We start from the raw sequence: 16,633 nt of genomic DNA on the forward strand, positions 1-16,633 counted from the left end.
CATGAACCAGGCGCTGAAACCCTTCGTGACCGCCATCGACCACGTCGGCATCGCGGTACCCGACCTCGACGCCGCGATCGCCTTCCACACCGAGCATTTCGGCCTGGAAGTGGCGCACCAGGAAGTCAACGAAGAGCAGGGCGTCCGCGAAGCGATGCTCCGCGCGCCGGGCACCGCGGGGACCGAGACGGCGATCCAGCTCCTCGCGCCGCTTCGTGAGGACTCGGCGATCGGCAAATTCCTCGCGAAGAGCGGCCCCGGCTTGCAGCAGCTGGCGTACCGAGTGTCCGATGTGGACGCCGCCGCCGCGGCGCTGCGCGCGCAGGGGCTCCGGTTGCTCTACGACGAGGCGAAGCGCGGCACTTCGAACAGCCGGGTGAACTTCGTGCATCCCAAGGACGCCGGTGGCGTGCTCGTGGAACTGGTCGAGCCCGCGAAAGACGGTCACTGACCGCGCGTCAACGCTTCTGCGATGAAGTCGACCTCGCGATCGATCTCGGCGGGGTCCCCGTCCTCGCTGTGCCGCGCGGTCGCGTGGCGATGGCTGACCGCCCGCGCGAGCAGGCCGGACGCCGAATCGACGTCCGCGACCGCGAGTTCGCCGCCGGTCGCGGCGACGATCACCGCCTTCACCTGACGGACGAGTTGCTGGAACCGTTCGCCCAGCGCGTCGCGGACCGCGCGGTGCGTGTCGGCCTCGCGCCACAACAGGTGTGACAGCGCCAGGGACCGGTTGAACCGCCTGTCGAGTTCCATGACGAGGCCGCGCAGGCTGCCCGCGAGATCGCCGGGGACCACCACGACGGCCGGTTCGATCCGGGCGTCCGGCAGCTCGGCGACCAGCGCGGCCAGCAGATCCGACTTGCGCCGGAAGTAGTAGTGCACCAGCCCTTTGGGCACCCCGGCCCGCTCGGCGATCCGGGAGGTCGGGGTGGCGTCGAAACCGGATTCGGCGAAAAGCGCCTCCGCGGCCCGCAGAATGCGCTGTTTCGCCGAATCCTCTTTCACGTGGTCTCCTCGCGCGTCAGTGCTGTCCCGCCGTCTTGTGCGTCGCCTGGGCGATCGGCATCGCGGCCGCCCCGGCCACCACGGTCAGGACGCCACCGATCCAGGCGGTCCAGGACGCGCCCATGAAGTCGGCGTATCCCATCACCCAAGGCGAAATGAACAGCAGCGCGCCCAGGATGATCTGGATGCCCTCGCCGTAGACCATGCCAGGCATCGCGAGCGACGCGAGGCCGTCGAGGGCGATCAGCGCGCCGAGGACGACGAGCGTCCACATCGCGGTGTTGTCCGTGGTCATCCAGAGGGGTGAAAGCGCGACCACGACACCGACGGCCACCTCCGCCCAGTCATGGGGACGTGTCCAGGGGCGCGTCGTGGGTTCGTTCATGCGTGCTCACCTCCGAAAATCGGCTGAACCTGCAGGTCGGAGAGATCTCCACTACCGATGGTCCGCTTGGTTGGCCGGCCGGTCAAGACCGGTCGATAACACTTCGGGATGTGTACGTGCTCCACGTCTCGTACGGTTGTGGACCTGGTTACCCGTGAGTAATTTGGGCGAACCACTCTTTGCCGGTGAGCCCACATCGGCGCAGTGGCGCCAACACGCCGTCCCACCCCATTCGCGGAGGTTCCGATGACGCAGCTCGGCGAGATCCAGCAGGCCATTCTGAACGATGACCTCGGCGCTGTGGCGTCGCTCGACGTGCCGGGGTCCTATCGCGGGGTGACCGTGCACAAGGACGAGGCCGACATGTTCCAGGGCCTCGAAAGCCGGGACAAGGACCCGCGCAAGTCGCTGCACGTCGACGACGTCCCGACCCCGGAACTCGGCCCCGGCGAGGCCTTGGTCGCGGTCATGGCGAGCGCGATCAACTACAACACCGTCTGGACCTCGATCTTCGAGCCGGTCTCGACCTTCAAGTTCCTGGAGCGCTACGGACGGCTCTCGCCGCTGTCGAAGCGCCATGACCTGCCGTATCACGTGGTCGGCTCGGACCTGTCCGGCGTCGTGCTGCGTACCGGCGCCGGCGTGCACAACTGGAAGCCGGGTGACGAGGTCGTCGCGCACTGCCTCAACGTGGAGCTCGAAGGCCCGGACGGGCACAACGACACGATGCTCGACACCGAGCAGCGGATCTGGGGCTTCGAAACGAACTTCGGCGGGCTCGCCGAGATCGCGCTGGTCAAGGCGAACCAGCTGATGCCGAAGCCGGATCACCTCACCTGGGAAGAGGCCGCGTCCCCCGGTCTGGTGAATTCCACGGCCTACCGGCAGCTCGTTTCGCGCAACGGCGCGGACATGAAGCAGGGCGACGTCGTGCTGATCTGGGGCGCTTCGGGCGGCCTCGGCTCCTACGCGACGCAGTACGCGCTCAACGGCGGCGCGATCCCGGTGTGCGTGGTCTCCAGCCCCGAGAAGGCGGAGATCTGCCGCAAGCTCGGCGCGGAGCTGATCATCGACCGCAACGCCGAGGACTACAAGTTCTGGAAGGACGAGAACAACCAGGACCCGAAGGAGTGGCAGCGGTTCGGCAAGAAGATCCGCGAGCTGACCGGCGGCGAGGACCCGGACATCGTCTTCGAGCACCCGGGCCGCGAGACCTTCGGCGCTTCGGTCTACGCCGCGCGCAAGGGCGGCACGATCGTCACGTGCGCGTCGACGTCCGGGTTCATGCACCAGTACGACAACCGCTATCTGTGGATGAACCTGAAGCGGATCATCGGCAGCCACTTCGCGAACTACCGCGAATCGTGGGAGGCGAACCGGCTGATCGCGAAAGGTCTGATCCACCCGACGCTGTCGAAGACCTACTCGCTGGAAGACACCGGCCAGGCCGCGCTGGACGTGCACCGCAACGCCCACCAGGGCAAGGTCGGCGTGCTCGCCCTTGCGCCGGAAGAAGGTCTGGGCGTCCGGAACCACGAGCTGCGCGAAAAGCACATCGACGGGATCAACGCCTTCCGGAACGTTTAGCGCGCCAGAACGCACTTTCGCCGCGCGTTGCGTGGGTGCTCACCCTTCCGTGACTCCAGCTCGACTACGGTAGAAGGATGAGCCTTGGCGAGGAACGGGAGCTAGTGCCGCTGGGAGCCGGCTTCGACGTGGCGAAGCGCGGTTACAGCCGTGCGCAGGTCGATGAACATCTCGAGCGGCTTGACGCCGATCTGAAGATGCTCACCGCCGATCGCGATGCCGCCATCGGGCAGGCGGGCGACCTGGCACGGCAGCTGGAGACCGCGCGCGGCGAGATCGCGGACCTGCGCGGGCAGGTCGACAGGCTCGCCCAGCCGCCGACGAGCGTCGAAGGCCTTTCCGAGCGCCTGCAGCGCATGCTGCGGCTCGCGCAGGACGAGTCCGCCGACACGAAGGCGCGCGCGGAAGCCGAAGCCGGGCACATCCGCGCCAAGGCGGAGACCGACGCGAGCGCCATGCGGGCCCGCTACGAGCAGCTGCTCAACGAGCTCGACCTCCGTCGCAAGGAGATGGAGGCCGAGCACCGCGGCGTCCTGGAGACCGCGCGCGCCGAGGCGAAGGACATCACCGACAAGGCGAAAGCCGAGCGCGACAAGCTCGACGCCGAGTCGCAGCAGCGCCGCACGCAGGTCGAAGAGGACTTCGAGATCGCGATGGCGTCGCGGCGCACCGAAGCCATGCACGCGCTGGCCGAGCAGGAGGCCTCCAGCAAGGCCGAGGCCGCCCGTCGCGTCCGCGAGGCCACCGAGGACGCCGCCACCATCCGCACGAAGGTGCTCGAAGAGGAGACAGCGGCCAAGGCCGACATCGAGCGCCGTCAGCGCGAGTCCGTCGCCGACGCCAACAAGCGCAAGCAGGACTCGATCACCGAGGCCAACGCCCGGCTCGCCGAAGCGGCCGACGAGGCACGCCGCCGCGTCCGGCAGGCCACCGAAGAGTCCAACCGGCGGATCACCCAGGCCACCGAACGGGTCGAATCCCTCCGCAAGGTGCGCTCCAGCCTGGCCGAGCAGGTCCGCACCGCGCGGACCGCGCTCGCCGAGGCGACGCACGTCCTCGGCGACGAACCGCACGTCCCGGCGGATCTGAAGGCGAAGCCGTCCTCCGACCCGGAGGCCACCGTGCAGCTGCGGACGGCCGATGTGCCGAAGGCCACATCCGGCGCGAAGCCTTCACCTCGACCTGCGGCAGCGCAGAAACCGACTGGCGAGTAACCTTCTCACCCGACCGCCTTCACGACGGCCTGCGGGCCGATCGTCCAGCGGTTATCGTCGCTGCTCGCGCGCATGCGCGAGCCAGAGGAGATCGGTGGAGGTTGCGGATGGCTGCATATCGGACCGTGGTCGTGGGCACGGACGGATCGGATTCCTCGTTCGCCGCGGTCGACCGGGCGGCGGGGGTCGCGGGCGACTCCGGAGCCACCCTGGTCATCGTGTGCGCCTACTACCCCGCCAACAAGGGCGACGTGGAGAAGGCGCAGGACGCCCTCGGTGACGAGGCGTACCAGGTCGTCGGTTCGGCCCCGGCCGAGGACACCCTGCTGTCGGCCCGGGACAGGGCAGGCAAGGCGGGCGCGAAGGCCATCGAGACCACGGCTGTCGTCGGCGACCCCGTCGACGCGCTGCGCAAGGTCGTCTCCGAACGCTCCGCGGACCTGCTGGTGGTCGGCAACCGCGGGCTGAACACGCTCGCCGGCCGCATCCTGGGTTCCGTGCCGTCCGAAGTGGCCCGGAAGTCGGGTGTGGACGTGCTCATCGTTCACACCACGTAATGGCCGATTCCGGCGAGCCCGCGCCCGACGCGCTTCAGCAGCGTCTCGAACGGATCCTGCTCGGCGGCAGACGCAAGTACACCCGGCTCGAAGTCGCCGAGAAGGCGGGCGTTCCCGAAGAGCGTTCTCGGCGGCTTTGGCGTGCGCTGGGCTTCGCGACCGTCGAGGACGACGAGGTCGTCTTCACCGACGCCGACATCGACGCGATCCGCACCGCCGACCAGCTGATGAACTCGGGCCTGATCGACCCGGGCATCGAGCTGGCGGTGACGCGCGCGCTGGGCCAGCACCTTTCGCGGCTCGCGGAATGGCAGGTCCACATGCTGTGGACGATGATCACCGAGAACAAGGACATCGGCACCAGCGAACGCCAGATCGCGCGGCTCGTCGACAGGCTGCTGCCCGAACTGGAGCAGGTGCAGAACTTCGTCTGGCGGCGGCACCTGGCCGCCTACTCCGGACGCGCGTTCGCGTCCCCGGACGAAGACCTCCAGGCCAGGACCGAGGTCGTCGGCTTCGTCGACATGGTCGGCTACACCCGTCTGACCAGGCAGATCGGCGAAGACGAGCTGAGCGCCGTCCTCGACCGGTTCGAATCCGTCGCCACCGAAGTGGTCGCCGAGCACCACGGCCGGATCGTGAAAATGATCGGTGACGAGGTGCTGTTCGTCGCCGATTCCGCCGTCGACGGCGCCGAGATCGCCCTCGCGCTGTCCGAGCGCGCCGACGCCGACGAAACCCTGCCCGCCGTCCGCGCCGGCCTGGCGTCGGGCCGGATCCTCCTGCGGTTCGGCGACGTCTACGGCTCGGTCGTGAACCTCGCCGCCCGCCTCACCTCGACCGCGCGGCCGGGCACCATCCTGGTGGACAAGGAACTCGCGACCGAACTCGCGGAATTCCCGGAGTACGAGGTCCGCACGCGGCGGCCGGTTTCGGTGCGGGGATACAACCGGCTGCGGCCTTCGTCCTTGCGGCGGGCGCAGGAACAGCCTTCGGGCATGTTCGCGTCTTCGCAACAACTCGCCGCGGAGATGCTGGGGCTGGCGCCTGGGACCGCCGCTTCGGAGTCTCCTGACGTCGAGAAGCTCGCCGAGGAGATCGAGGACGCCACAGCGGACTCGTTGCCGCCTCGGCCTCGCTCGAAACGACGTCGGCGACGCTGATCGCTTCGCTCGTCGCGGGAGCAAGGGACCTTTGCTGTCGCCGCGCCCCGGTCAGGCGGGCAGCACGGCGTACTGCCGCACGTAGAGGTCGGTGTAGGTGACCGGGCCGCGCGGGCCCGGGACCTTGTCCAGGTTGATGCCGGTCTCGGGAACGGCCAGGAGCTTGAAGCCGTCGAGCAGCCGGGTGGGAGCGTTCCAGAAGACGCCGGTGCCGGTGTACGCGTCGAAGAACGCGTCGGCGGCTTCGCTGCTTTCGGTGGCGATGCCGGCCGCGAGGCCCGAGGTCTGCTCGTTGGCGATCTCCGCCGCTTCGGGCAGGCTCGCGACCTTCGCGACGGTGACGGTCGCTTCGCGGTCGGAGTCGAGCGCCCATTCGTAGCCGATTGCGTGCTCGTGCGGGGCGAGCGACGGCGTGACACCGCGTTCGGCCAGCGCGCCGGAGATACCGGGCCAGACGCGGTCGTGGGCGGCCTCGTGGATCAGCAGCAGGTTCAGCCGGTTGCAGACGCCGAGCCTGTCGAGGCTGTTAAAGACCAGCTCGCGCACCTTGTCGGTGTCAGACGCTTCGTCGATGTACAGCACGCCGCCACCGTCGGCGTGGGCCAGCGTGCGGACGCCGTGGACGGCCGCCTCGGTGGCCAGCGCCCGGGTGCTGTCGCCGCTGCCGCGCAGGATGACCAGCGGCACGAGCGCGGGGAACCGCACCAGCGCGGAAGCCGCTTCGCGCTCGGCGCGCGGCACCAGCTGGATGACGTCCGGGTCGATGCCCGCCTCGGCGAGCGCCGGGGCGATGACGGTCTCGCGCAGGCGCTGGGCCGAGCCGAGCGCGGCGGAGCCCGTGCGGAGCACGCCACCGTTGCGCGACTTCACCAGCTGCGAGGCGACGTCGACCGTGACGTTCGGGCGCGCCTCGTAGTTCGCGCCGATCACGCCGACCGGGCGGCGGCGTTCCACCAGCCGCAGCCCTCCGTCCAAAGTGGACACCTCGACGGACCGCTCCTGGTGCGGCGCACCGGCCAGGAGGCGGAGCTGCTCGGCCATGCCGGTCAGCCGCTCGGGGGTGATGGTGAGCCTGTCGAGCAGGCCCGCGCTCATACCGTCCTCGCGCGCCTTGGCGATGTCGGCCTGGTTCGCCTCGAGCACCGCGTCGGCGTGCTCGACCAGCTTGCCCGCCATGGCGTTCAGCGCGGCGTCGATCGCCTCCGCGGAGGCGGCGGCCAGCGACGGTGCGGCCCGTTTCGCCGATCGAGCGCATTCCTCGACGGCCTTGGCGACCTCGTCCATCTGGTGACTCCCTCCGCGCGGAACGAGCCATCAGTCTGCCGCACCGCCCCGGTCAGGCGACGGTCGGCTCCAGCAGCCACAACCCGCCCGCGAAGAGACAGCTCACCGTCAGCACGGCCATCACCAGCACCCACAGCACCGCGGGCACCCCGGTGAGCCTGCCGAGCTGATCGGCGTCGGAATCCCGCGCCGATCCGCGGCGCCGCTTGATCTGCAGCTCGATCACCGGCCGGACGCCGCCGAACAGCAGGAACCAGGTCAGCAAGTAGACGAAGATCGCCTGGAACCACGACGGCGCCACCAGCGCGACCAAGCCGAGCACCACCGAACTGGTGACCACGGCGAACACGCCGTAGGTGTTGCGCACCATCACCAGGACGCCCAGCAGCATCAGGGCCATCACGATCAGCACGACGGTGATCAGGTCCGACGAGAGCAGCCCGGCGAACACCAGTCCGAGCACCGCGGCCGCCGGGTACCCGGCCAGCGCGGTGAACGCCATCCCGGGACCCTCCGGTTTGCCACGGGAGACCGTGACCCCGGAGGTGTCCGAGTGCAGTTTGATGCCCTGCAGCCGACGGCCGACCAGGATCGCCGCCAGCGCGTGACCTGCCTCGTGGACGAGCGTGACCAGGTTGCGGGCGATCCGCCAAGGCCTGCCCGAAAGCACCACGAGCAGTGCGAGACCACCGGTGACCAGGGTGATCGTGCCGGGCGGGGTGGACTGGGCGATGTCGGAAACCGTTTCGGCGGGAGACGAGCTCACCTCACCAGCTCACCACAAGGGGGATACGTCCCGTGTCAGGCGGTCATGGAACCCCCGATCTCGCGCGTGCGAAACTCCCGGTCGTTGCGCAGGGCGAACGCCACCCAGCTGCGGAACGGCCGCCACACCGTGGACAGCTCTTCCAGTTCCTCGGGCGGCGCCAGCGGCAGGTCGTACGCGGCCCGCATGGCCTCCTGCAAGCGCGGCTCGCCGCCGGGGAAGACGTCCGGATGCCCGGCACCCCGGATCAGGATCAGCTGCGCCGAGAACGGGCCGATCCCCGGCAACCGCTGCAGCCAGCGCAACGCGTCCGGGACCGGCATCGCGCGCAGGTACGCGGCGTCGAGCAGACCGTCCTTGGCGGCGTTGGCCACCGCGCGCAGCCTCTCGGCCTTCATCTCCGGCAGCTCGCGCCCGGCCTCCTGCCCGGCCATGACGTCCGGCGCCGGGAACGACCTGAGGATCTTCCCGCCGACGTCCACCGGCCTGCCGAACTCCTCGGCGAGCCGTCGTTTCGCCACGGCGGCCAGCGACATCCGTGTCCGGTGGCTCAGGATCGCCCAGCAGGCCGCCTCGTAGGGCGAGTGGAACAGAACGGGCCGCAGCCCGGGGAACGTCCGCTGAAGGCGGCGCACCACCGGATCCGCGGTGCCGATCTTGGCGAAGCCGGTGCCGTCGACGTCCACCGAAAGGATCCGCCGCACCTGGGCGCCGACCTCGACGGCGAGCCCTTCTTCGGCGAAGACCTCCACCTCGATCGAGCCGGGCGATCTCTGTCTGACGGCCGCACCGACGTGCTCCCACCCCGCTTCGGCGGGGAAGGCGAAGCGCAGGGTGCCCGGCTCGGCGGCGGCGTCCGTGCGGCACGCGGGCGGGAAATCGGTCAGGAACCGGATGGACTTGTCGAGGTCGAACGGGCCGCGCACCGGGATGCGCAGCGTGGTCGTGGCGGTGTGCTGGAGGATCGAGCCGGTCATTTCGGGCTCCTTCGGCTGGGGAACGGCGACTCCCTCCGACGTTAGAGACGGCCACCGACAGTTTCGGGTCACGGCGGCGGGAATGTCGCGAACGGGCCGGTCATGGCAGATTCTCGGGTGACCACCGTGAAGGGAGCAGCCATGCCGGACCATCGCGAACGTCTCGAGAGCCTGCTGCGGCCGGGAACCACACCCGCCGGGGCCAGGGAAGGTTTTCTCGATCTGCTGGGCGAAATCCCGCAGGCGGGGCCACCGACCGGACTCGCGCAGCGACTGATGCGCACCTCCGCCGTGCCGATGATCTACGAGCGGTACTGGCGCCCGACACTGGGCAGGGTCGCGAAAGGACTGAACGGCCCGAGCATGGCGGACGAGGTCCGCATCGCGGTCGAAGCGCTCGGCCTGCGCCCCGGCCAGGTCGCGCTGGACGTCGCGTGCGGCACCGGCAGGTTCACCCGCGCGTTCGGCGAAGCCGTCGGCCCGGAGGGGCTTTCGATCGGGCTCGACGGTTCGGTCACCATGCTGGACAAGGCACTCGCCGCGCCCAACCCGGCTTCGGTGACCTATCTGCGCGCCGACGCCGTCGACCTGCCGCTCGGCGATTCCACTGTGGACGCCGTCTGCTGCTTCGCCGCGCTGCACATGTTCGCCGATCCCGACGCGGCGCTGGATTCGTTCGCCCGGGTGCTGAAACCCGGCGGCTCGCTGGTGATGCTGACCAGCGCGCGGCACAGCGATCAGCCGATGCGGCTGGCGGACACCTTCCTCGGCAGGCTGAGCGGGCAGCGGATGTTCGACCGCGGCGAGATCACGCTGAAACTGTTCAGGCGCGGTTTCGACCGGGTGGAGGAGCGGTATTCGGGCGTCACGCAGATCGTCACGGGACAACTACCGGTTAACATCCGGAAATGATCCGCTCTGAGCACGCTTCGCCGATTCCTCCCGACGACAGCTACCTCCGTTCGCTGGTCGAGGCGACCGCGGACGCCGTCGCCGCGGCCGAACCCCTCGGCTCGCCGCACGAGGGTGCGGATCCCGCCACACGGGACGCCGTCGAGGCCGGGGTCCGCGCGCTGGCCGCGGAACTGGTGGAACTGAGCCAAGACCTGCACGCTCACCCCGAAGAGGGTTTCGCCGAGCACCGCTCGGTCCTCGCGCTCGGAGATCTGCTCAAGCGGCACGGCCACGAGGTGACCATCGGCGCGGGCGGGCTGGACACCGCCTTGGTCGCGAGCACTCCCGGAAGCGGCCCGCACATCGCCGTCCTCTCCGAGTACGACGCCCTCCCCGGGCTGGGCCACGGCTGCGGGCACAACGTCATCTGCACCGCGGGCGCGGGCGGATTCCTCGGCGCGGCGGCGGTCGCCGAACGACTGGGCGGCCGGGTCTCGCTGATCGGCACGCCGGCGGAGGAAGGCGGTGGCGGCAAGGAAACCCTGGCCCGCGCGGGGGTTTTCGACGACGTCGACGCCGTGGTCATGCTGCACCCGTTCAGTCACGACATCGCCATGCACCCGTTCCTCGGCAGGCGCCAGCTCGAAATGGTGTTCACCGGTGTCGGCGCGCACGCGTCGGCGCAGCCGTTCATGGGACGCAACGCGCTCGACGCCGCCGTCGCCGCGTACCAGGGCGTCGCGGCGCTTCGGCAGCATCTGCCCTCCAGCGACCGCGTCCACGGCGTCTTCACCGACGGTGGCGCGCGGCCGAACGTCGTTCCCGAACGTGCGGCGCTGCTGTTCTACCTCCGCTCCGCGCAGCCGGACACGCTGCGCGATCTCGCCGAGCGCGTTTCGGCGATCGCACGCGGCGCGGCGGAGATGACCGGCTGCGGAGTCGAGCTGCAGTGGGACTCCCAGCCCGCGTACCTGCCGATCCGGTTCAACACCACGCTCGCCGGACGCTGGTCCGTGCATCAGGTCGACACCGGCCGCAAACCGCTGCCGCCGGGGATCGTGCCCGAATTCCTCACCGGTTCGACCGATCTCGGCAATCTCTCCTACCGGATGCCCGCGATCCACCCGATGATCGCCATCGCCGGGCCGACGACCGCCTTGCACACCAAGGAGTTCGCGGCCGCCGCCGGTTCACCGGACGGTGATCGCGCGGTCGTCGACGGCGCGCTGGGGCTGGCGCTGACCGCCGTCGATTATCTGGCCGACGCGGAACTCCGGGCCGCGGTGCACGAGGAGTTCGAAGCTTCGGGCGGCGCACTGGACGTGCCGGCGTTCTTCGACTGAGAAAACGCTGAGGTTTCTCAGCTGATTCTTCTCAGCAAAGCCAAGGGGTTTTCCACAGGCGGCTCACAAGTACGGGCGCGAATCTTGTTCCATGACCGAGAACGAGAGTCGGCCCGGCCCCGCCTCCACCGGCGGGCACCAGCCGCCGCATCAGCAGCACTACCCCGGTTACACCCCTTGGCAGGCCGCGCCGAATCCGCTCTTCACGCCGCAGCAGGCCCAGACGCCGACGCCGGTCCCGCCGCCGCGCAAGAAGGGCGGCCGGGTCGCCGTCCTCGTCAGCGCGACGGCGCTCGCCGCCGCCCTGATCGGCGGAGTCGGCGGCGCGGCGCTCGTCGGCATCGACTCGGCGTCGTCGGCGTCCGGCACGGGGTCGTCCGCGGTCGCCAACGGGCAACTGGTCGGGAACAACACCTCGGGTGACGTCAGCGGGGTCGCCGCGAAGGTGACGCCGAGCGTCGTCCAGGTGAACGTGACCACCGCGCAGGGTGAGGCCGTCGGCTCCGGCGTCATCCTGACGGCGGACGGGCGCATCCTCACCAACGCCCACGTGGTGGCCGACGCCCAAGGCGACGTGACCGTCACGCTTTCGAACGGCAAGCAGTACAAGGCGAGCGTGGTCGGCGCCGACACGAAGGCCGACATCGCCGTCCTCCAGGCGAAGGACGCGAGCGGGCTGACACCGGCTTCGCTAGGCGACTCGAGCAAGCTCGTCGCCGGCCAGCAGGTCGTGGCGATCGGCTCGCCCGGCGGACTGCAGAACACCGTGACCACCGGGATCGTGAGCGCGCTGAACCGCAAGCTCGACGACCTGGGCGGCGGCCAGGACCGGCGATCGCCCTACAGCAGGACCACGAACGAAAGCGGGCCCAGCTACACCGCGATCCAGACCGACGCCCCGATCAACCAGGGCAACTCGGGCGGGGCGCTGGTGGACGCGCAGGGGAACGTCATCGGCATCAACTCGGCGCTGTACAACCCGTCTTCGACCGGCAGCATCGGCATCGGCTTCGCGATCCCCATCAACGACGCGAAGAAGATCGTCGAGCAGATCGTCGGCTGACCCGGCCGTCTGGACCGCTGTCAGGGGGCGGCCCAGCAGGCACTGTCCGTGAGGGCCTCCTTCGGCGAAGGAGGCCCTCACGGCTTTCAGAGTTCGTAGGTGAGGGTGAAGGTGTGGTTGCCTTCGTCGTCCTGGACGATCTCCGCCGTTCCGGTGATGCCCGCCAGGTCACCGTGACCGGAGCCCGGCAAGACGATCAGGTGATGCCCGTTCTCCCCCGCCGAGTGATGCAGGACGAAGCCACCCTTACGCCCGTCGACGGCCACGGCCAGGCGCTCGAAGGCGACGTACGCCGACGACGTCTCGTTCACCGCCGTGAGCATTTCCACGGTGCTGGTGCCTTCGACGGCGCCGGCGAAGGTCTTGCCGAGCACCACTCGGGAGAACTCGGTGTCTTCGGCCTTCTCGGTGGCTTGGGGATCCCAGCCGTCCACGGTGAACGACGCTGTCGCGGTGTTGGTCATGACGCCCAGCCTGCCGCACATACCTGACAGAACGCGTCAGGTATTCCTCATCGCCTCCGGTTTCCGAACAGTCCGCGCGTGATCTCCCGTCCGAGCGCGCTCGCCGCCGAGCGGAGGAACGACTTCACCGCCGGGTTCTTCATCGCCTGCTCGACCATCCCCGGCGCTTCCTTCTCCGGTTTCGGAGCCGGAGGAGCTTCCGGCGGCGCTTCGCCTGCGGGCGGCGCAGCCACCTTCGCGGCGAGCTTCTCGTAAGCCGACTCACGATCGATCGTCTCGGCGTACTTCGCGTGCAGATCCGAGGACGCCGTCGCCTCCGAGATGGCTTCGGCGCCGATGGACCCCATCTTCGACCGCGGCGCGCGCAGGCGGGTCCAGGCGACCGGCGTCGGCGCGCCCCGCTCGGAAAGCACGGTGACGATCGCTTCGCCGATACCGAGCGACGTCAGCGCCGAGTCCAGTTCGTAGTGCTTCGTCTTCGGGTACGTCTTCACCGTCTTCGTCAGCGCCGCCTGGTCTTCGGGGGTGAACGCGCGCAACGCGTGCTGGACCCGCGCGCCCAGTTGCGACAGGACGTTGTTCGGGATGTCCGTCGGGAGCTGGGTGCAGAAGAACACGCCGACGCCCTTCGACCGGATCAGCTTCACGGTCTGCTCGATGCGCTCCAGGAACGCCTTCGACGCGTCGTTGAACAGCAGGTGCGCCTCGTCGAAGAAGAACACCAGCTTCGGCTTGTCGAGATCGCCCTCCTCGGGCAGCTCCTCGAACAGCTCGGCGAGCAGCCACATGAGGAACGTCGAGAACAGCGCGGGTTTCGACTGGAGGTTGTCCAGCTCCAGCAAGGTCACCATCGCCTTGCCGTCGACCTGGCGCATCAGGTCGTGGACGTCCAGCTCGGGCTCGCCGAAGAAGTCCTCGCCGCCCTGAGCCTCCAGATTGGACAGCGCCCGGAGGATCACCCCGGCCGTCGCGGCCGAGACGCCACCGATGCCCTTGAGGTCCTCCTTGCCCTCGTCACTGGTCAAGTGCGTGATGACCGAGCGGAGGTCCTTCGTGTCCAGCAGCGCCAAGCCGCGCTGGTCGGCCCAGTGGAAGATCAGGCCGAGCGTCGACTCCTGGGTTTCGTTGAGCCCCAGCACCTTCGACAGCAGGATCGGGCCGAAACTCGTGATCGTCGCCCGGATCGGCGACCCCTTGCCGCCGGTGCCCAGCGACAGGAACTGCACCGGGAACGCCGCGGGCGCCCACTGATCAGCCAGCTCTTCCGCGCGTTTGGCGATCTTGTCGTTGCTCTCGCCCTGCGCGGCGAGCCCCGACAGGTCGCCCTTCACGTCCGCCAGCACCACCGGCACCCCCGCGGCCGAGAGCTGCTCGGCGATCAGCTGCAGGGTCTTCGTCTTGCCGGTACCGGTCGCGCCCGCGACCAGCCCGTGCCGGTTCAGCGTCGCCAGGGGCAGGCGGACCGCCGCACCGGCGTCGGCCTTGCCGTCGATCACGACGGCGCCGAGCTCGACCGCCGCTCCCTCGCTCACGTAACCCTGCGCGATCTCCTGGGCTGGACCTTGTTCGGCCACTGTCACTCCCTGGTCTGTGATATGGCTCACCTGAGGATGCACACGCTGCCAGCAACGCGCCGAACCCGCACGTCGCACGTCGTGAATCCCCGGGTCGGGTTAGGGTTTCGGGGTGAACGACCGCCTAGTCTGGATCGACTGCGAGATGACGGGGCTCGACCTCGGCAAGGACGCGTTGATCGAAATAGCCGCGCTGGTGACCGATGCCGAGCTCAACGTCCTCGGCGAAGGCGTCGACATCGTCATCCACACCGACGACGAGACCCTCGACGGCATGCCCGAGGTGGTCCGTGACATGCACGCCCGCTCCGGCCTCACCGAAGAGGTCCGGCGCTCCACGGTGAGCTTGGAGGAGGCCGAGCAGCGCGTCCTCGAGTACATCCGCGCGCACGTGCCCGAGGTCAACGTCGCCCCGCTCGCCGGCAACTCCATCGCCACCGACCGCGGCTTCATCACCCGGGACATGCCCGCCCTCGACGGGCACCTGCACTACCGCATGGTCGACGTGTCGTCGGTGAAGGAACTCGTCCGGCGCTGGTACCCGCGGATCTACTACGCCAAGCCCGAGAAGGGCCTCGCCCACCGCGCGCTCGCCGACATCAAGGAATCCATCGGGGAGCTCGACTACTACCGCCGCGCCGCCTTCGTCCCGCAGCCCGGCCCGACCACCGAACAGGCCAAGGCCGCGGCCGCTGAAGTGCAGGAACGCCACGAACCGTAACCCGTTGCGAGCCCCGGAAACGGGCACGCTAATATAGTGCGGCCGAGGTGATGGGGAAGCTTCCCGAGCCCGGCGATGGTGGGCGTAGCTCAGCTGGTAGAGCACCTGGTTGTGGTCCAGGAGGTCGCGGGTTCGAAACCCGTCGCTCACCCCATTACCCCAGTCTGTTCGGGGGCCTTGCGGCCCCTTCCCGACAGGCTGGGGTTTCGCCTTTTTTGGGAGCCGAGCCCCCAAGCCCCCGCCGGAGGGCTGCGCCCCCGGACCCCCATCGCGTCGGTGCCGTGAGTGTTTCGGTGCGGTGTTGTGGGTGTCGTGTGCGGGTCCTGGAATGCAGAAGGGGTCCCGATAGGACGGATTCGTCCTATCGGGACCCCTCCGGGTCTGACGTCAGTTCCGGTCGCCGCCGGTCTTCCAGTCGTCCCACGACATCTGCCACACCGACCAGCCGTCGGTCGGCTCCAGCACCTGCGGGCCCGAGTTGGCGACCGTGATGATGTCACCCTTCTTCGAAGTGTCCATGAGCCACTTCGCGTTCTCGGTCGACAGGTTGATGCAGCCGTGGCTCACGTTCCGCTTGCCCTGCGAGCCGACCGACCACGGCGCCGAGTGGTAGAAGATGCCGCTGTTCGACATCCGCACCGCGTACTTCACGAACGTCCGGTAGCCGGCCTTGCTGTCCGACGGGACGCCGTAGGTGCTCGAGTCCATCGTGTACCCGGTGTGCTCGCTCATCACCGTGTAGGTCCCGGCCGGGGTGCTGCTCGACGGCTTGCCCATCGAGATCGGCATCTGCTTGACCTCTTGGTCGTTCACCACGACCTTCATCTGGTGCGTGCCGCCGTCCGCGGTCGCGACCAGCTTGTCGCCGACGACCACCTTGGCGGGCTTGTCCTCGCGACCGAAGGTGTTGTTGCCGAGGTTCTTGCCGTAGATCGCCGCGTTGACCGAAATCTTGGTGCCCGGCTTGAAGTACTCCTTGGGCCGCCACATCACGGTCTTCTCACCGAACCAGTGGAACGCGCCCTCGGCCTGCGGCTCGGTGACGATCTTCAGCGCCTTCTCGGTCGCCGCCTTGTCGGGCACGTTGCCGGTGAAGCTGAAGATCAGCGGCAGCCCGACGCCGACCGTCTCGCCTTCGACCAGGTTGATCGAGACACCGATCTGCTTGCCCGGCTTGGACGTGGAGAACGTCGAGGTCGCGGTGACCGGCTTGCCGTCGGTCCCGGTCGCGGCCGCGGTGACGGTGTAGGTCTTGCCGTAGCCGAGCGGCTCGGCCGACTCCCAGCCCGAACCGTCTTCCTTGGGCTTGCCCGCGACGACCTTGCCGTCGGCTCCGGCCAGCTTGACCTCGCCCACCTTGCCGTCGGCGACGGCGACCGTCACCGGCTCGCCGGGCGCCACGTCCGCCGCGCCCTGCGCCGGGGTCAGCGTCATCGCGGCGGGCTTCGGGGCAGGAGCCGCGCTGCTCTGCTGCGAACCACCGGGAGTGCCGCCCGGAGACGGCGATTCACTCGACGGTGTACTGCTGCACGAGGCGAGTGTGAACCCGGCCACCACAGCCACCAACGCCACCCGCGACCGCCCTGTCGCTCCCCAGACCCTCATGCACACCGCCCGTTTCGCGTGGTACCAA

Annotated in this window: 17 protein-coding genes and 1 tRNA gene; 10 read left to right on the plus strand and 8 right to left on the minus strand. The window is 69.2% G+C overall.

Features of this window, described 5'->3' with window-relative positions; translation table 11 throughout:
• The first annotated feature begins 1 nt into the window (after window position 1).
• Window positions 2–451 (plus strand): methylmalonyl-CoA epimerase, encoded by a 450-nt coding sequence (mce, locus tag BKN51_RS25640; protein WP_101610072.1) that lies wholly within the window; start codon window positions 2–4, stop codon window positions 449–451.
• On the opposite strand, the gene BKN51_RS25645 is transcribed toward mce, so the two are convergent.
• The gene (locus BKN51_RS25645) at window positions 445–1,008 is read right to left on the minus strand and encodes a TetR/AcrR family transcriptional regulator (RefSeq protein ID WP_101610073.1); all 564 of its coding nucleotides are present in this window, start codon (window positions 1,006–1,008) and stop codon (window positions 445–447) included. The two genes, mce and BKN51_RS25645, sit on opposite strands and share 7 nt — an antisense overlap.
• A gap of 16 nt (window positions 1,009–1,024) precedes the next feature.
• Window positions 1,025–1,393, minus strand: coding sequence for an SPW repeat protein (locus BKN51_RS25650; protein WP_101610074.1), 369 nt, complete (start codon window positions 1,391–1,393; stop codon window positions 1,025–1,027).
• Between the two features lie 246 nt (window positions 1,394–1,639).
• On the opposite strand from BKN51_RS25650, the gene ccrA reads away from it, so the two are divergent.
• The 4 genes from ccrA to BKN51_RS25670 all read left to right on the plus strand — a co-directional run bounded on the left by ccrA (window position 1,640) and on the right by BKN51_RS25670 (window position 5,914).
• A complete protein-coding gene (ccrA, locus tag BKN51_RS25655) occupies window positions 1,640–2,980 on the plus strand; it encodes a crotonyl-CoA carboxylase/reductase (protein ID WP_101610075.1) in 1,341 nt (446 codons plus the stop codon).
• Window positions 2,981–3,057: 77 nt separating this feature from the next.
• Window positions 3,058–4,194, plus strand: coding sequence for a chromosome segregation protein (locus BKN51_RS25660; RefSeq protein WP_304529037.1), 1,137 nt, complete (start codon window positions 3,058–3,060; stop codon window positions 4,192–4,194).
• Window positions 4,195–4,301: 107 nt separating this feature from the next.
• A complete protein-coding gene (locus BKN51_RS25665; protein WP_101610077.1) occupies window positions 4,302–4,751 on the plus strand; it encodes a universal stress protein in 450 nt (149 codons plus the stop codon).
• Window positions 4,751–5,914, plus strand: a complete 1,164-nt coding sequence (locus tag BKN51_RS25670; RefSeq protein ID WP_101610078.1) for an adenylate/guanylate cyclase domain-containing protein — start codon at window positions 4,751–4,753, stop codon at window positions 5,912–5,914. The genes BKN51_RS25665 and BKN51_RS25670 overlap by 1 nt, the downstream gene beginning before the upstream one ends.
• A 51-nt stretch (window positions 5,915–5,965) precedes the next feature.
• Here BKN51_RS25670 and BKN51_RS25675 read toward each other — a convergent pair whose 3' ends face one another.
• Genes BKN51_RS25675 through BKN51_RS25685 form a run of 3 tightly spaced genes read right to left on the minus strand, consistent with a single transcriptional unit; the run spans window position 5,966 to window position 8,941 of the window.
• A complete protein-coding gene (locus BKN51_RS25675) occupies window positions 5,966–7,198 on the minus strand; it encodes an aldehyde dehydrogenase family protein (RefSeq protein WP_101610079.1) in 1,233 nt (410 codons plus the stop codon).
• Window positions 7,199–7,250: 52 nt separating this feature from the next.
• On the minus strand, window positions 7,251–7,964 hold the full coding sequence (locus BKN51_RS25680; RefSeq protein ID WP_101610080.1) for a M50 family metallopeptidase: 714 nt from the start codon (window positions 7,962–7,964) through the stop codon (window positions 7,251–7,253).
• Between the two features lie 35 nt (window positions 7,965–7,999).
• Complete coding sequence (locus BKN51_RS25685; protein ID WP_101610081.1) at window positions 8,000–8,941, minus strand: DNA-3-methyladenine glycosylase family protein; 942 nt, start codon at window positions 8,939–8,941, stop codon at window positions 8,000–8,002.
• 141 nt (window positions 8,942–9,082) lie between these two features.
• On the opposite strand from BKN51_RS25685, the gene BKN51_RS25690 reads away from it, so the two are divergent.
• From BKN51_RS25690 to BKN51_RS25700, 3 genes are all read left to right on the plus strand, one after another.
• Window positions 9,083–9,853 (plus strand): class I SAM-dependent methyltransferase, encoded by a 771-nt coding sequence (locus BKN51_RS25690; protein WP_101610082.1) that lies wholly within the window; start codon window positions 9,083–9,085, stop codon window positions 9,851–9,853.
• Complete coding sequence (locus BKN51_RS25695; RefSeq protein ID WP_101610083.1) at window positions 9,850–11,178, plus strand: M20 family metallopeptidase; 1,329 nt, start codon at window positions 9,850–9,852, stop codon at window positions 11,176–11,178. The genes BKN51_RS25690 and BKN51_RS25695 overlap by 4 nt, the downstream gene beginning before the upstream one ends.
• Before the next feature lie 91 nt (window positions 11,179–11,269).
• Window positions 11,270–12,241, plus strand: coding sequence for a trypsin-like peptidase domain-containing protein (locus BKN51_RS25700; RefSeq protein WP_101610084.1), 972 nt, complete (start codon window positions 11,270–11,272; stop codon window positions 12,239–12,241).
• Between the two features lie 86 nt (window positions 12,242–12,327).
• On the opposite strand, the gene BKN51_RS25705 is transcribed toward BKN51_RS25700, so the two are convergent.
• Together BKN51_RS25705 and BKN51_RS25710 are read right to left on the minus strand one after the other, a co-directional pair.
• A complete protein-coding gene (locus tag BKN51_RS25705; RefSeq protein WP_101613456.1) occupies window positions 12,328–12,705 on the minus strand; it encodes a DUF3224 domain-containing protein in 378 nt (125 codons plus the stop codon).
• Window positions 12,706–12,752: 47 nt separating this feature from the next.
• A complete protein-coding gene (locus BKN51_RS25710) occupies window positions 12,753–14,279 on the minus strand; it encodes a helicase HerA-like domain-containing protein (protein WP_101610085.1) in 1,527 nt (508 codons plus the stop codon).
• 112 nt (window positions 14,280–14,391) lie between these two features.
• Between BKN51_RS25710 and orn the strand changes: the two genes are divergently transcribed.
• Both orn and BKN51_RS25720 read left to right on the plus strand, forming a co-directional pair.
• Window positions 14,392–15,000, plus strand: coding sequence for an oligoribonuclease (gene orn, locus BKN51_RS25715; RefSeq protein WP_101610086.1), 609 nt, complete (start codon window positions 14,392–14,394; stop codon window positions 14,998–15,000).
• Between the two features lie 78 nt (window positions 15,001–15,078).
• Window positions 15,079–15,154 (plus strand) — tRNA-His (locus tag BKN51_RS25720).
• A 233-nt stretch (window positions 15,155–15,387) separates the two neighbouring features.
• On the opposite strand, the gene BKN51_RS25725 is transcribed toward BKN51_RS25720, so the two are convergent.
• The gene (locus BKN51_RS25725) at window positions 15,388–16,605 is read right to left on the minus strand and encodes a L,D-transpeptidase (RefSeq protein WP_199192906.1); all 1,218 of its coding nucleotides are present in this window, start codon (window positions 16,603–16,605) and stop codon (window positions 15,388–15,390) included.
• Between the last annotated feature and the right edge of the window lie 28 nt (window positions 16,606–16,633).

The sequence above is a fragment of the Amycolatopsis sp. BJA-103 genome (assembly GCF_002849735.1).
GTDB lineage: Bacteria > Actinomycetota > Actinomycetes > Mycobacteriales > Pseudonocardiaceae > Amycolatopsis.

Coding starts and splice junctions, on each gene's coding strand:
- mce (WP_101610072.1), top strand. CDS start 2: ATGAACCAGGCGCTGAAACCCTTCGTGACCGCCATCGACCACGTCGGC.
- BKN51_RS25650 (WP_101610074.1), bottom strand. CDS start 1,393: ATGAACGAACCCACGACGCGCCCCTGGACACGTCCCCATGACTGGGCG.
- ccrA (WP_101610075.1), top strand. CDS start 1,640: ATGACGCAGCTCGGCGAGATCCAGCAGGCCATTCTGAACGATGACCTC.
- BKN51_RS25660 (WP_304529037.1), top strand. CDS start 3,058: ATGAGCCTTGGCGAGGAACGGGAGCTAGTGCCGCTGGGAGCCGGCTTC.
- BKN51_RS25665 (WP_101610077.1), top strand. CDS start 4,302: ATGGCTGCATATCGGACCGTGGTCGTGGGCACGGACGGATCGGATTCC.
- BKN51_RS25670 (WP_101610078.1), top strand. CDS start 4,751: ATGGCCGATTCCGGCGAGCCCGCGCCCGACGCGCTTCAGCAGCGTCTC.
- BKN51_RS25675 (WP_101610079.1), bottom strand. CDS start 7,198: ATGGACGAGGTCGCCAAGGCCGTCGAGGAATGCGCTCGATCGGCGAAA.
- BKN51_RS25685 (WP_101610081.1), bottom strand. CDS start 8,941: ATGACCGGCTCGATCCTCCAGCACACCGCCACGACCACGCTGCGCATC.
- BKN51_RS25690 (WP_101610082.1), top strand. CDS start 9,083: ATGCCGGACCATCGCGAACGTCTCGAGAGCCTGCTGCGGCCGGGAACC.
- BKN51_RS25695 (WP_101610083.1), top strand. CDS start 9,850: ATGATCCGCTCTGAGCACGCTTCGCCGATTCCTCCCGACGACAGCTAC.
- BKN51_RS25700 (WP_101610084.1), top strand. CDS start 11,270: ATGACCGAGAACGAGAGTCGGCCCGGCCCCGCCTCCACCGGCGGGCAC.
- BKN51_RS25705 (WP_101613456.1), bottom strand. CDS start 12,705: ATGACCAACACCGCGACAGCGTCGTTCACCGTGGACGGCTGGGATCCC.
- BKN51_RS25725 (WP_199192906.1), bottom strand. CDS start 16,605: ATGAGGGTCTGGGGAGCGACAGGGCGGTCGCGGGTGGCGTTGGTGGCT.